At 63.5% G+C, this 14,086-nt stretch carries 12 protein-coding genes and 1 pseudogene; 5 read left to right on the top strand and 8 right to left on the bottom strand.

Annotated elements, in window-relative coordinates; all coding sequences use genetic code 11:
* Nucleotides 1–201: 201 nt before the first annotated feature.
* Together H8B02_RS36875 and H8B02_RS36870 are read right to left on the bottom strand one after the other, a co-directional pair.
* On the bottom strand, nt 202–1,071 hold the full coding sequence (locus H8B02_RS36875) for a patatin-like phospholipase family protein (RefSeq protein WP_229170711.1): 870 nt from the start codon (nt 1,069–1,071) through the stop codon (nt 202–204).
* 388 nt (nt 1,072–1,459) lie between these two features.
* Nucleotides 1,460–2,233, bottom strand: a complete 774-nt coding sequence (locus H8B02_RS36870; RefSeq protein ID WP_229170710.1) for a ferredoxin--NADP reductase — start codon at nt 2,231–2,233, stop codon at nt 1,460–1,462.
* A gap of 297 nt (nt 2,234–2,530) precedes the next feature.
* Here H8B02_RS36870 and H8B02_RS36865 point away from each other — a divergent pair, with 297 nt between their 5' ends.
* Complete coding sequence (locus H8B02_RS36865) at nt 2,531–3,466, top strand: ATP-grasp domain-containing protein (protein ID WP_229170709.1); 936 nt, start codon at nt 2,531–2,533, stop codon at nt 3,464–3,466.
* Nucleotides 3,467–3,498: 32 nt separating this feature from the next.
* Here the strand turns inward: H8B02_RS36865 and H8B02_RS36860 are convergent, their stop codons facing one another.
* Complete coding sequence (locus H8B02_RS36860) at nt 3,499–3,699, bottom strand: hypothetical protein (protein WP_229170708.1); 201 nt, start codon at nt 3,697–3,699, stop codon at nt 3,499–3,501.
* Nucleotides 3,700–3,724: 25 nt separating this feature from the next.
* Nucleotides 3,725–4,081 carry a response regulator gene (locus H8B02_RS36855; RefSeq protein WP_229170707.1) on the bottom strand — a complete coding sequence of 119 codons (357 nt, stop codon included), beginning with the start codon at nt 4,079–4,081 and terminating at the stop codon, nt 3,725–3,727.
* A 199-nt stretch (nt 4,082–4,280) separates the two neighbouring features.
* On the opposite strand from H8B02_RS36855, the gene H8B02_RS36850 reads away from it, so the two are divergent.
* Nucleotides 4,281–4,547: a hypothetical protein gene (locus H8B02_RS36850; protein WP_229170706.1), complete on the top strand. Its 267-nt coding sequence runs from the start codon at nt 4,281–4,283 to the stop codon at nt 4,545–4,547.
* A 309-nt stretch (nt 4,548–4,856) separates the two neighbouring features.
* Nucleotides 4,857–5,084, top strand: a complete 228-nt coding sequence (locus H8B02_RS36845; protein WP_229170705.1) for a hypothetical protein — start codon at nt 4,857–4,859, stop codon at nt 5,082–5,084.
* 341 nt (nt 5,085–5,425) lie between these two features.
* Here H8B02_RS36845 and H8B02_RS36840 read toward each other — a convergent pair whose 3' ends face one another.
* The gene (locus H8B02_RS36840) at nt 5,426–6,382 is read right to left on the bottom strand and encodes an amino acid ABC transporter substrate-binding protein (protein ID WP_229170704.1); all 957 of its coding nucleotides are present in this window, start codon (nt 6,380–6,382) and stop codon (nt 5,426–5,428) included.
* A gap of 12 nt (nt 6,383–6,394) precedes the next feature.
* Complete coding sequence (locus tag H8B02_RS36835) at nt 6,395–7,684, bottom strand: dicarboxylate/amino acid:cation symporter (RefSeq protein WP_229170703.1); 1,290 nt, start codon at nt 7,682–7,684, stop codon at nt 6,395–6,397.
* A gap of 318 nt (nt 7,685–8,002) precedes the next feature.
* Between H8B02_RS36835 and H8B02_RS36830 the strand changes: the two genes are divergently transcribed.
* The gene (locus H8B02_RS36830; RefSeq protein ID WP_229170702.1) at nt 8,003–9,004 is read left to right on the top strand and encodes an NADP-dependent oxidoreductase; all 1,002 of its coding nucleotides are present in this window, start codon (nt 8,003–8,005) and stop codon (nt 9,002–9,004) included.
* A 188-nt stretch (nt 9,005–9,192) separates the two neighbouring features.
* On the opposite strand, the gene H8B02_RS36825 is transcribed toward H8B02_RS36830, so the two are convergent.
* Both H8B02_RS36825 and H8B02_RS36820 read right to left on the bottom strand, forming a co-directional pair.
* Nucleotides 9,193–12,363 (bottom strand): efflux RND transporter permease subunit, encoded by a 3,171-nt coding sequence (locus H8B02_RS36825; RefSeq protein WP_229170701.1) that lies wholly within the window; start codon nt 12,361–12,363, stop codon nt 9,193–9,195.
* A 10-nt stretch (nt 12,364–12,373) separates the two neighbouring features.
* The gene (locus H8B02_RS36820) at nt 12,374–13,531 is read right to left on the bottom strand and encodes an efflux RND transporter periplasmic adaptor subunit (protein ID WP_229170700.1); all 1,158 of its coding nucleotides are present in this window, start codon (nt 13,529–13,531) and stop codon (nt 12,374–12,376) included.
* Between the two features lie 309 nt (nt 13,532–13,840).
* On the opposite strand from H8B02_RS36820, the pseudogene H8B02_RS36815 reads away from it, so the two are divergent.
* Nucleotides 13,841–14,086 (top strand): annotated as a pseudogene (locus H8B02_RS36815) (cysteine rich repeat-containing protein); the annotation flags it as partial.

The following is a 14,086-nucleotide window of genomic DNA, read 5'->3' as shown; positions in this document are numbered from 1 at the left end:
TGGGTCCCTGCTTTCGCAGGGACGACGATAAGGACGGTTCGCGATTCAAGGCGTCACACCGCGCGGTGCCATCACCCGCGCATGCGGGTGATCCAGTAGTCCAGAGACTGCAGTGCTTGAGCCGAGGAGCCGCGGCGTACTGGATCGCCCGGTTCGAGCCGGGCGATGACAGCGGTGGATGAGGAGAGTGCACTGTTCGCATCAATGGTCGTGCGGCCGCATTTCGTGGGGGATATGCCCCGCCTTCAGGCCGTCGCTGTCGAGCCACGCATTGGTGGTGTCGAGGGCACGCGCGATATGATCGGATGTCCGGGAGAAATCGTAGGGCGAGCCGACCAGCGGGCAGAGCGGCGGCACCACGAAATACTCGACGTCGGGACCGATGTTCTCGAGCTCGTTGACGAGCTGCCGCGCGATCAGGAGCGTCAGCGCATGCAGCGCATTGGCGAGCGCGCCGACCGGCGGCGCCTGGTTGGCGCAGGCATGTCCGGTGGGCAGCACGATCAGGCGCTTTGCCCCCTGCTTCACGGCGACGCGGACCGGCGTGTTGCTGGAGATCGCGCCGTCGGCGAGGTAGTGATCGCGGTAATGTACCGGCGTGAACGCGCCGGGGATCGCGGTCGATGCGACGATCGCTTCGGCCGCCGAGCCCTCCGACAGCACCACGCTGTCGCCGCTGATGATGTCCGTCGTGACGATGTGGATCGGGAGCCGCGCGTCCTCGAGATTGCGGAACGGGATGTAATCGTCGATCAACTTGCGGACGCCGTCATGCGAGATCAGGAAGTCGCGCCGCCACAGAAAGCCCACCAGCGTCCGCCAGCTCACCGGAAACACGTCCTGCCGGTTCAGGCCGCGCCAGATCTCGGCCAGCCGCGCCACCCCCGACACCGTCGGGTCGCCGGCATAGAACGCGCCGTTCAAGGCCCCGACGCTGGAGCCGACCACCATGTCGGCGGCCACGCCATGCGCGGCCAGCGCCTGCAGCATGCCGACCTGGACCGCGCCAAAGCTGCCGCCGCCGGCGAACACAAAGGCGGTCTTCGGGGCATCCGGATCGGTGATGGACAAGGTGCTGCTCCCTGGGTTGCCGCGTTCAGGAAACGGCTGCGCGGCGTTGCGGGCGTTATAGCAGCGAGGGAATGGTGCGCACCATGCGAGTGCGTCGAGAGAATATCCTCATCGGGACTGCGCCCCCTCTCCCGCTTGCGGGGAAGGGTCGGGGTGGGGGTGTCGCCGCTTGCGACACTCTTTGCGAGGAGAGAGCCCCCAACCGGATCGCATCTGGCGATGCGATCCGGCCTCCCCGCAAGCAGGAGAGGCAAAGACAGTTCGTGGAGGCACGCCGGCACTAATGCAAAAGGCTGGAGCCCGATGGGGCCCCAGCCTTCGCCAAACTAGTCGCGATGGTAATGGGTCCTGGCTTTCGCCAGGACGACAATCTTGGCGCCCGGCGGCCTCAGCGCTCGACGAACGCCTTCTCGATCACGAAGTGACCGGGGGTGTTGCCGCTGCCTTCCTTGAAGCCGCGGGTCTCGAACAGCTGCTTCAGCTCGTCCAGCATCGCCGGGCTGCCGCACATCATGATGCGGTCGGTCTCGATGTCGAGCGGCCCCTGATGGAGGTCGGTGAACAGCTGGTTCGAGGTGATCAGGTCGGTGATGCGGCCGCGGTTGCGGAACGGCTCGCGCGTCACGGTCGGATAGTACGAAAGCTTCTCCGACAGCAGCGGCCCGAACAGCTCGTCGTCGCGCAGCTTGGCGACCAACTCCTCGCCATAGGCGAGCTCGGAGACCTGGCGGCAGCCATGCACCAGCAAGATCTGATCGTAGCGATCATAGACCTCGGGGTCCTTGATCAGGCTCGCGAACGGCGCAAGGCCGGTGCCGGTCGACAGCAGCATCAGCCGCTTGCCGGGGATCAGGTTGTCGGTGATCAGCGTGCCGGTCGCCTTGCGGCCGACCAGGATGGTGTCGCCCTCGCGGATCTTCTGCAGCTTGGAGGTGAGCGGGCCGTCCTGCACCTTGATCGAGAAGAACTCGAGCTCTTCCTCGTGATTGGCGCTCGCCATCGAATAGGCGCGCACCAGCGGCCGGCCATCGACCTCGAGGCCGATCATGGCAAACTGGCCATTCTGGAAGCGGAAACCGGAATCGCGGGTGGCTCGGAAGCTGAAAAGCGTACCGGTCCAGTGCTGGACAGAAAGAACTTTCTCTCGATAGAACGCGCTCATGGGTTTTCGTTTTCTCGACTGATCAGAATTAGAATGGTTTGATTTCTAGACTGCTCGCGACGGCGCTGAAGTGGCCGAAATCATTGAAGATCTCGCGTGTCCATTGCGCCAATGCATGAGATAGTCAAGATCAACTGGCGTGCAATTGCGATCTCAGAATGGCAGTCGTTCGATTTCGCGCAGCGGTTCAGCCACGACATCGTTAACACGTGGCGCTGCAGGTAATTTACTTGCTGAGATCGGCACCGATCTGGCAATTAATTGCTACGAAAACCGCGGTGAAGGGAAAATGATCTCGTGGTCCTGATCAGCCAGCGAATCTTCCTGGAAACCATCAAAAAATATTGTTTGGCGCGCTCCATTGCCGTCGAGGTGCGGTCCGGCGGCTGGCTGGTCATCATGACCAAGGGCGACACGCGACGGCTTGCGATCGGCTATGACATCGGGCTGAACAGCGCGGTCGCGCATCAGGTCGCCAACGACAAATCGGCCTGCGCCGAAGTGCTGGCATCGGCCGGCATATCAGCTATTCCGCACAGCCTGTTTCTCGGCAGCAAACTCAGCAAGCACATCCCCGGATCGGACTCGCTGGATGCGATGTTGCTTCTGCTCGCGCAGCATCCGCACGGCCTCGTCGTCAAGCCGAATGAGGGGACATCCGGAGAGCTCGTCTTCCGCGTGACGACACGAACGCAGCTGGAGACCGCGGTCGCCCGCATCCTCGCCGCGCATCCAAGCCTTGCGATCTCGCCTTACGTCGAGATCAAGGACGAGGTACGCGTCGTGCTGCTCGATGATCGCGCGCTGATCGTCTACCGCAAAACACGGCCGTCGGTGGTTGGCGACGGCGTCCACTCGCTGCGCGCGCTGGCGCAGGCGACCGCGACCGCCGAACAGCTGAAGGCCCTCTCCGAGGACTTCGACGCCGCTGCGCTCGACGCCGTTCCGCCGGCCGGCGAACGGCTTCTGCTGAACTGGCGGCACAATCTCGATGCCGGCGCCGAGCCGGTGCTGCTCACCGATGTTGCGACACGCGACGCTTGCGTCGCGCTCGCGATCGAGGCCGCACAGGCCGTTGGCATCCGGTTCGCCTCCATCGACGTCGTGCACGTTGATGGCGCGTGGCAGGTGCTGGAAGTGAATTCCGGCGTGAAGATGGAGGCACTGGGCCGCCGCCATCCGGCGCTGGTCGAGGCGGCGTATCACGCGGCGCTGGACGCCGTGTTCGCGTAAGCGACGTGCGACGCGCTTGCCTTGAGCCCCGATCATTCTCGCGGGTGCTCTTTCTCATAGGCGGCGACGATCAGTTCCGATTGCTCGATCTGTGCCGTGAGACGGTCGATCTCGGCCTGTGTTTCTGGAAATACCTCAGCACCCGCTGTATTTCCGGATTGCAACTCCGCGATCAGCTCGCGATTCTTCGTGATCTGCTCGCGGTGCCAATCGATTTCTGGATCCTCTTGCATGAACCAACATCCCAATCCGCGAGAACTACGACGGCAGCTCTCGGAGCAAGACGGGTGGATAAACCGGCTTCTCAAAAAACTTGACGCCGTCAGGCAGAGCGCCGGCCAGCGGCAGACCTGAGATCACCAGCACGCGCACTGCCGGATCGCAATCGAGGGCCAGACGAGCAAGCTCGATCCCATCCATTTTGCCGGTGAGCTTTACGTCGGTGACGACGAGCGACGGGTGGCGCCTCTTGATCGCCAGCGCTGCTGTTTCTGCGTCTTCGCATTGGATGACCTCGAAACGCCCTTGTTCCAACAAGAGTGCGATCATGTCGCGCTGGATTGTATCGTCTTCGACCACGACTGCGATTTGGCGAATTGGCCTTGTGTAGCCCATGGCAACCTCCAAACGGTCAACCCCAGTGTCAATGACTGAGGACGCTTATTGTTCTGGTTCCAGGCTCGATAACCGGCAGGTTCCGGCGGACGTTTGCAAGTTCCGAGCGGAACAACATTCGAGGTTGCCGCGTCATTGACGAGAGACGAGCCGGACCGTTCGGGCCTGGGGAAGGAAGTCTTGCCAGGAGGCAAAGCTGATGAAGGACGCTGTACGGTCGGATCAGGATTTTTCTGAACCCTACAAAGCCGACGCGGCGGCTGGCGCGCCCAGCTATCTATCCTCTCGACGACGGGTCGAAGACCCGGTCCCGGATGCCAATGACATGCGGCATCAGGCGATGGAGCGAGAGACGACCGGTTCGCTTGGCGATCCCTTTGGCGCTCGCCTGCCGCACGATATCGTTTCCGAGATGGAAGCAGGGCTCAAGCAGCAGGTCGATCGGCTTGTCGCGGAGCGACACTAGCTGGTGAAGCGACGAGTTCGCAGACTTCAACAGCGGAATCTCGCCTGCCGATGATGCTCCAGAGATCGCGGCGCGGAAACTCGAACCAAGATCCCCGCCGGATCAATGGAGTTTTGATGGGAGCGATCCTTGGACGCGGGCTGCGGTCAGTATCGTTGCCCTCGCTTCTATGGCGGTCCACGGCGGCTACGCGCGTGCGGCAGTACAGCTTGCCGCAAAATTCTCGCCGCCATTTTGATCCATTCAGCGGCTTGCTCATCCCGCTCAAGGGAGTACGCTGATGCGCATTAATCGATCCGGATACAGATTATGCGCAAACTTGTTTTGAGCTTCCTCGCGATCATGGCGTTCGTCGCCGCCTTCAATCCTCCGGCCGCCAACGCCGTGTTCTGGCGCGGCGTCACCGCCCCGACGAACATCGACATCCACGGATATCCGATCATCAAGGAGCCACCGCCGAGCCCATGCCAGCTGATCCATGTGAACGGCTACTGGGTCCGGCAGTGCCTGGATTTGTCGCATCGCTCTTGGCGATGAACGAAGTCGCGGTTCGTCGGCACAGCTTCGGTTGCGCCCACCCGGATTGCGTCTGCAACGCATCCGGCCTCTCCCGCAAGGAGAGGGGCCGGAATTTGAGGCTAAAGCATGATGAGATTAGGTTGAGCTGAAACGGCGTCTAAGGTTCACCTCTCCCTTTGGGAGAGGTCGATTTGCGCAGCAAATCGGGTGAGGGGTTGCGGTCTATCGAGAGAGCAAGAGCCCTCACCCGGATTGCACTGGACGATGCTTCGCATCGCCAGGCGCAAACCGACCTCTCCCCGACGGGGAGAGGTGAGCCGAAAGCGCGGCGGGCCGATTCAACCAAAACTCATCCCGGGCTAGTTCGCTCCGCCCGCCGAATCGTCGAGCGCCTTGAAGGCGTCTTCGAGCTGCGGTGACAGCGCCACGTTGAGCTTCTCGCCGGTCGGCAGGCGGGCGACGAACCACTTGTTGTAGAGCGGGATGATGTCGCGGTTCGAGGCGAGCTTGCGGAAGGCGCGCTCGACCACGTCCTTCATCTGCGGCTCGCCCTTGCGGTACATGATGCCGTAGGGATCGTAGGACAGATAGTCGCCGGTGACGCGGAACTTGTCCTGCGACTTGTGCCGCGCGATCAGGCCGTAGAGCAGGATGTCGTCGGTCGCGAACGCATCCGCCTTGCCGTCCACCAGCATCTGGTAGGACTGCTCATGATCGCCGGCGGTCACGATGTTGAGGCCGAGCTGTTGCTTGGCGTCGACATTGTGCATCGCCTGCTCGTTGGTGGTGCCCTTGGTCACCACCACCGTCTTGCCCTTCAAGTCGGCGATCTGGTTGACGCCGGAGGCCTTCGGCACCATCAGCTTGGTGCCGGCCACGAACATCAGCGGCGAGAATGCGACCTGCTTGCCGCGCTCGGCATTCGCCGTGGTCGATCCGCACTCCAGATCGATCTTCTTGTCGACGACCGCCGGAATGCGGTCGTCGGAGGTGACCTTGACGTAGTCGACCTTGAGGTTGGCGTCGTCGACCTCGGCCGCGATCTCGTCGACGATCGCGTCGCACAGCTCGAGACTGTAGCCGATCGGCCGGTTGGAGTGGTCGAGGAACGAGAATGGCGGCGAGCTTTCGCGATAGCCGATCCGCACCGAGTGCGTGGCCTTGATGTTGGCGAGCGTGGGGCTGAGCCCCTCGCCCGCCGGCTGTGCGGACACCGGTCCGATCAGCAGGCTTGCCGCCAGCAGACATGCTGACAGCAGGCATGTCGACAGCAGAGACGCCTCAGCCCGTATCGGCCTCCAGCGGGCGCGATGCATGCATCCCTCCTGTCAATGACCGGCCATCACGGCGCCGGGCACCGCATCCTGCGGCACCGCGTCGTCGGGCCCGAGCTCGTGCTCGGCCTTCAGCTCGCCCTCCCACTTCGCGACCACGGCGGTGGCCAGCGAGTTGCCGATCACGTTGGTGGCGCTGCGGCCCATGTCGAGGAAGGTGTCGATGCCCATGATCATCAGCAAACCGGCCTCGGGGATGCCGAACTGCGACAGCGTCGAGGCGATTACCACCAGCGACGCGCGCGGCACGCCGGCCACGCCCTTCGAGGTGATCATCAAGGTCGCCAGCATCGCGAACTGCGTGCCGAGCGACATCTCGATGTGGTAGGTTTGCGCGATGAAGATGCTCGCGAAGGTGCAGTACATCATCGTGCCGTCGAGGTTGAAGGAATAACCGAGCGGCAGCACGAAGGCCGAGATCCGCGAGGAGGCGCCGAACCTGTTCAGCCCCTCCAGCGTCTTCGGATAGGCCGCCTCCGAGGAGGCGGTCGAGAACGCGATCATCAGGGGCTCGCGAATCAGCCGCAGCAGATGGCTGTAGCGCGGCCCGATCACGACGAAGCCGACCATCACCAGGATGCCCCACAGGATCAGCAGCGACAGGTAGAAGCCGCCCATGAAGACGATCAGCTTCCAGAGCACGCCGAGGCCGTTCTTCGAGACGGTCGCCATGATCGCGGCCCACACCGCGATCGGTGCAAACAGCATCACATAGCTCGTGACCTTGAGCATGATGTGGGCGAGATCGTCGATCAGGCTCATGATCGGCTTGGCGCGCTCAGGCATGGCGCCGAGCGCCACCGCGAAGAACACCGCGAACACCACGATCTGCAGGATCTCGTTCTGCGCCATCGCATCCGCGATCGAGGTCGGGATCAGATGGGTCAGGAATTTCTCGATCGAGAAGGCCGAGACCGGCAGGCCGGTCGACTGCGCCTTGTCGGGCAGCGTGCCGGGGAAGTTGGCGCCGGGCTGTAACAGGTTGACCATCACGAGGCCGAGCAGCAGCGAGACAAACGAGGCGGAAACGAACCAGCCCATGGTCTTGGCGAAGATGCGCCCGAGCTTGGCGCCGCTTCCCATATGGGCGATGCCGCCGACGAGGGTTGCAAACACGAGTGGCGCGATGATCATCTTGATCAGGCGCAGGAACAGCATTGCGATCAGGTTGACGTCGGCTGCGATCTCGGCACGGCTGTCAGGAAGGTAGTTGAAGACGATCGTCCCCATTGCGATGCCAAGGACCATCGCAAGCAGGATGTATTGCGTAAACCTGTTCGACATTCTCTTACCCCCGTAAGTTCCCGGCGAAGGGCAAGTGTGGCAGATTTACGCAGCTACGCAACACGCTTCGCGCCCGGCGGGACTTTGCCGATATGTTCCCGTTGTGGAATGCCAGCGCGCGGACCAGAGCCTTTTCCGTTCCGATGAATCGGAACGGGGCTCTAGATTCGTGTTTTGACGCATTTTCTTTACGCGAACCGGTTTCCACTTCGCTCGAAAATGCTCTAGCGTTCGTGCAGCGCACAATCTGTGCAACACGCTGCGCGCGTCGCAGTCAAACTGCATGCGAAACGACCAACGCGAGGGGAGACACCGCCAATGAACGACACCGTCAATCGCCAGATCCTGCTTGTTGAAAAGCCGACCGGCAAGCTTGGCCCCGAGCATTTTCGCCTCACCAAAGGCACGGTCCCCGCGCCGAAGGACGGCGAGGCGCTGGTGCGGACGCGCTACATCTCGCTCGACGCCGCCAACCGCGCCTGGATGCACGGCGCCACCTACCGCGCTGCGGTGGAAGCCAACACCGTGATGGCCGGCGGCGGCATCGCCGAAGTGGTGGCGTCGAATGACCCGAGCCTGAAGCCGGGCGATATCGTGTTCGGCGACACCGGCTGGCAGGACTATGCCGCCGTGCCCGCCAAGCACCTGGCCAGGATGCCGAAGCTCGAGCCGATGACGCATCTGCTCAGCGTCTACGGCATTGCCGGCCTGACCGCCTATTTCGGCCTGCTCCATGTCGGCAAGCCCAAGGAGGGCGAGACCGTGGTGGTGTCGGCGGCCGCCGGCTCGGTCGGCTCGATCGTCGGCCAGATCGCCAAGATCAAGGGCTGCCACGTGGTCGGCATCGCCGGCGGCAAGGACAAGTGCCACTGGCTGACCTCGGAGCTCGGCTTCGACGCCGCGGTCGATTACAAGGACGGCGCCACCTACAAGGCGCTGCGCGCAGCGGCGCCCAAGGGCATCGACGTCTATTTCGACAATGTCGGCGGCGACATCCTGGAGGCTTGCCTGGCGCAGATGAACAATCGCGGCCGGATCCCCTGTTGCGGCGCGATCTCGCAATATGACGGCGTGCCCTCCGCGCACGGCCCGCGCGGCGTGCCCGGCCTGATCGTGGTGAAGCGGCTGATCATGCAGGGCTTCATCGTGATGGACTACATGGACCAGCGCGATGCCGCGCTCGCCGACCTGCAATCCTGGGTCGCCTCGGGCAAGCTCAAGGTCCAGGAGGACGTCATCGACGGCATCGAGAACACCCCGCAGGCGCTGATCGGACTCTTGGCCGGCGAGAACCGCGGCAAGCGCATGGTGAGGGTGTAGCGGCTGAGCGCGATGCCGTAGGGTGGGTTAGCTAACCCACCCTACGCAGCTAATCCCGTCATCCTGAGGTGCGCGCACTTGCGCGCCTCGAAGGATGCACGGTCCGGCTGGTGGCCGTTCGCCCTTCGAGGCTCGCTCCGCTCGCACCTCAGGGTGACGGGGATGGATTTGAGTGCGCGGCACGGGCTCTAATGCACGGTCCCTGACGCCTGCGATGCGGCTTGCGGCGCGGGCGCCTTGCCTTTCTTCGCCTTGCGCCAGTTCTCGAAGTTCTGCACCACGACGAAGAACGCCGGCACGAACAGCACCGCGAGGCAGGTCGAGGCGATCATGCCGGAGAATACGGTGATGCCGATCGATTTGCGGGCGTTGGCGCCGGCGCCGGTCGCGAGCACCAGCGGCAGCACGCCGAGGATGAAGGCGAACGACGTCATCAGGATCGGCCGGAACCGGGCGCGCGCCGCGTCGATCGCCGACTCAAGCACCGGCTTGCCGTCGCGCACATGGTGCTCGAGCGCGACCTCCACGATCAGGATCGCGTTCTTGGCCGACAGCGCGATCAGCAGGATGGTGCCGATCTGGGTGTAGAGATTGTTCTCGATCCGAAGCGACGTCAGCACCAGCATGGGCCCGAGCAGCGACAGCGGCACCGCCAGGATCACCGAGATCGGCGCGTACCAGCTCTCATATTGTCCGGCGAGCACGAGATAGACCAGCAGCAGCGCCAGCGCGAACACGAGGTAGATCTGGCTGCCGACCTCCTTCTCCTGGTACGACATCGCCGTCCACTCATAGCCGGTCCCGGGCGGCAGCGTCTTGGCGGCGATCTCCTCCATCAGCGTCATCGACTGGCCGGAGCTGTAGCCCTGCGACGGCAGACCGATGATGGTCGCGGACGGATAGAGGTTATAGAGACTGATCAGCGACGGCCCGACCGACGGGGTGATCTTCGCCACGGTGCCGAGCGGGACCATGTCGCCATTGCTGTTGCGCACCATCATGTTCTCGATGTCGCGCAGCGTCAGGCGGTATTGCGCATCGGCCTGGGTGTAGACCTGGAAGGTGCGGCCGAACTTGGTGAACTGGTTGACGTAGCTCGCACCGAGATAGGACGACAGCGTCGAGAATATCTGGTCGGTGGTGACGTGCAGCGTCTCGGTCTTGATGCGGTCGATCTGGACGTCGAACTGCGGCACCATCGAGCGGAACGACGACTGCACCCGCTGCAGCGCACTTTGCGTCTGCGCATTGCCGACGACGGCGCCGGTGACCGCCTGCAGCTTGCCGTAATCGGCGTTGCCGTCACGGAGCTGCACCTGCATGGCAAAGCCGGCGGCATTGCCGATGCCCTGGATCGGCGGCGGCGGGATCACCAGGATCCGCGCCTCCGGAATCACCGCAAGCTTGTCGTTGAGGCCGTAGACCAGCGAGCGCAGATCCTCGCCCGGGCCGCGCGCGCCCCAATCCTTCAGGATCACATAGGCGACGCCGGCATTGGCGAGGCTCGACGAGTTGTCGAGCGCGGAGATGCCGGCGATGGCGACCACCTGCTCGACACCCGGTGTCTTGCGGGCGATCTCGGTGACCTGATCGAGCACCCGCTGGGTGCGATCGATCGCGGCGCCGTCGGGCAACTGCACCGCGGCCAGCAGGTAACCCTGGTCCTCGATCGGAATGAAGCCGGTCGGCACCCGCGACAGCCCGTAGCCGGCAATTCCAATCAGGATCAGCGCGACGAGGACCGAGGTCTTGGCGTGGCCGGCGATGCCGCCGATCATCCGGGTGTAGCCCCGCTCCACCCGGTCATAGACCGCGTTGAAGCCACGGTAGAAGAAATTGCGCTGCTCCGGCGGCACCGGCGGGCGCAGCCATAGCGCACATTGCGTCGGCTTCAAGGTCGCGGCATTGACGGCGCTGAGCAGCGCGGTCGCCGCGATCACCAGGGCGAACTGCGCGTACATCCGGCCGGTCAGCCCCGGCAGGAAGGCCGCCGGCAGGAACACCGAGATCAGCACCAGCGTGATGCCGACGATCGGCGCGAACAATTCGTCCATCGCCTTGATCGCGGCATCGTGCCCGGACATGCCGCGCTCGATATTGTGCGCAGCCCCTTCGACCACCACGATGGCGTCGTCGACCACGATGCCGATCGCCAGCACGATCGCAAACAGCGTCGAGAGATTGATGGTGAAGCCGAGCGCGGCCATCGCCGCGAACGCGCCGATGATGGTGACCGGCACCGTGGTTGCAGGCACCAGCATCGCCCGCCAGTCCTGCAGGAACACCAGGATCACCACCAGCACCAGCAGGCCGGCCTCGATCAGCGTCCGGTAGACCTCGTCGATCGAGGCCTGGACGAATTTGGTGGTGTCGAACGGCGTGTCGTATTTGATGTCCTGCGGGAACTGCCTGGCGAGCTGCGCCACCTTCTTCTGCACTTCCTTCTCGACCTGCAGCGCGTTGGCACCCGGCGACAGGAACACGCCGATGCCGGTGGCCGGCTTCTGGTTGAGGGAGAACACCTGGCTGTAGGTCTGCGCCCCGAGCTCGACCGAGCCGAGATCGCGGACGCGGATGACGTCGCCGACATTGCCCGTCTTGACGATGATGTTCTCGAACTGGCTCGCATCGTCGAGCCGGCCGTTGACGTTCAGTGTGTACTGGAACGCCTGCCCCTGCGGCGCAGGCGGCGCGCCGACCTGCTCCGCGGTGACTTGCTGGCTCTGCTGCTGGATCGCCTGGATGACGTCCTGCGGCATCAGCCCGCGTGCCTGCAGCTTGTTCGGATCGAGCCACACCCGCATCGAATACTGCCCGGCGCCGAACACCGTGACGTTGCCGACACCAGGCAAACGCGACAGCTCGTCGCGAATGTTGATGGTGGCATAGTTCGACAGGAACAGGCTGTCGTAGGTCTTGTTCGGCGAGGTCAGCGTCACGAACAGCAGGATCGAGGTCGACCGCTTCTGCACCGTGACGCCCTGGTTCTGCACCGCGGTCGGCAGTTGCGACAGAGCCGAGGAGACGCGGTTCTGCACCAGCACCTGCGCGAAGTTGAGGTCGGTGCCGATCTTGAAGGTCACCGTCAGCGTGTAGGTGCCGTCGGCGCCGCTGTAGGACTGCATGTAGAGCATGTCCTCGACGCCATTGACCTGCTGCTCGATCGGCAGCGCCACGGTGTCGATCACGGTTTTTGCCGACGCGCCGGGATAGCGCGTCGTCACCTGGACCGTCGGCGGCACCACATCGGGATATTGCGCGACGGCAAGATTGAACAGCGCGACACCGCCGATCAGGATCATCAGGATCGCGATGACGTTGGAAAGGACCGGCCGCTCGATGAAGAATTTCGAGATCATGGCGCGCCCCTCACTTGGCCGGTGCCGGCGTCGCGTCGCCCTTCTGCATCTGCGGATCGACCTTCTGCCCGGGGATCGCGCGCAACAATCCGGCGGTCACGACGCGGTCATCGGCCTTCAGCCCGCTCTCGATGACGCGCAGCCCTTCGTCGAGCGGACCGGTCGTCACCTTGCGCTGCTCGACCACATTGTCGGCATTGACGACCAGCACGTAGCGGCCGCCCTGGTCGCTGCCGATCGCAACGTCAGGCACCAGCAGCGCATTGTCCTGCTTGTCGATCGGCACGCGAACGCGGACATAGAAGCCGGGCAGCAGCACGCGATCCGGATTGGGCACCAGGCCGCGGACGGCAAGCGTTCCGGTCGACTGACTGACGGTCGGCGAAAGATAATCGAGCTTGCCCTTGTGCGGATAGCCGGTCTCGGTCTGCAACCCGACCTCGATCGGCAACTGCCTGAGATCGTTGAACGTCATGCCGCGGCGGCGCGCCTCGTCTCGCACCTGCTGCACGTCCTGCTCATTGACGTTGAAATTCACGTAGATCGGGTCGAGCTGCACAATGGTGGCAAGCTGGGTGGGTGAAGCCACGCCGACCAGCTCGCCGACCGAAATCAGGTGGTTGCTGACGATGCCGTCGAACGGCGCGGCCACATTGGTGTAGCCGTAATTGACCGCGGCGATCTTGGTGTTGACCTCGGCCTGCTGCAAATTGGCCTGCGCGTTGTCGCGCGTCGAGGTCGAGCTATCCAGCGTTGCCTGCGAGACCGCCTGGCGCTGCACCAGATCCGTCTGCCGCTTGAAGTCGGCCTCGGCCTGCTTGAGCGTCGCCTGCGCGCCCACTTCCGCGGCCTGCGCCTGCTCCAGCTTCAGCTTATAAGTCTCGGGCTCGATCGTGAACAGGGTGGTCCCCTGCTTCACCGGCGAGCCGTCCTGATAATTGATCGACTGCAGAAAACCCTGCACGCGCGCGACCAGATCGACAGTCTTGATCGGCGCGGTGTTTCCGGTGGCGTCCAAATAGCGCGTGATGGCGCGCTGCACCGGCGGCGCGACTTCGACCTTGGGCGGCGGCGGCGCAACAAAACTGTTTTGCTCGCAGGCACTTAAACTGACAAAGGCCGCCACGACGAAGGCGATGCGCGGAAGCGGCGCATTTCGCAGCCGCACAAAATCGCTCTGACTGAAATGTGCCGACGCGCGCGCATGCCTCATTTCCGAGCCTCAATCCAAATGACTTAAGTCAAAGATGTCGAAGCGAGCAAAAAAATCAGCCGACCTCTTCCATAGCAACAATCCGCTTGCAGCGGAACTCGAAAGCGAAAATGATGTCGCTCGCGAAGGTTGTTAGAGCAAAATTTTTTCAGACTCAGTTCAGTTGAGCCGAAGGCTTCCGGCGCGACGAGAGGATTTATTCAAATGATCCACGCGTTGACACGTGCAACGAGGCTCTCCGCATGGCTCGCGCTTGCGGCACTGATGAGCACCGCACCGGCCTTGTCGCAGGCGCCGACCCAGGCGCAGCGCGACGCCATCAAGTCGCAATGCCGCAACGATTACATCGCACACTGCTCCAGCGTCCCGCCCGGCGGCGAAGCGGCACTGCAATGCCTGCAGAAGAACATGGCAAGCCTCAGCCCTGGCTGCGCCAGCGCCGTGAAGGCCGTGGAAGCACCGGCCGCTGCTCCCGCAGCAGCCAAGACCGACGCGGCTCCGGCGGCGACG

The organism is Bradyrhizobium altum, assembly GCF_020889705.1.
Lineage (GTDB): Bacteria > Pseudomonadota > Alphaproteobacteria > Rhizobiales > Xanthobacteraceae > Bradyrhizobium > Bradyrhizobium altum.
This window is presented reverse-complemented; position numbering and strand designations above follow the sequence as displayed.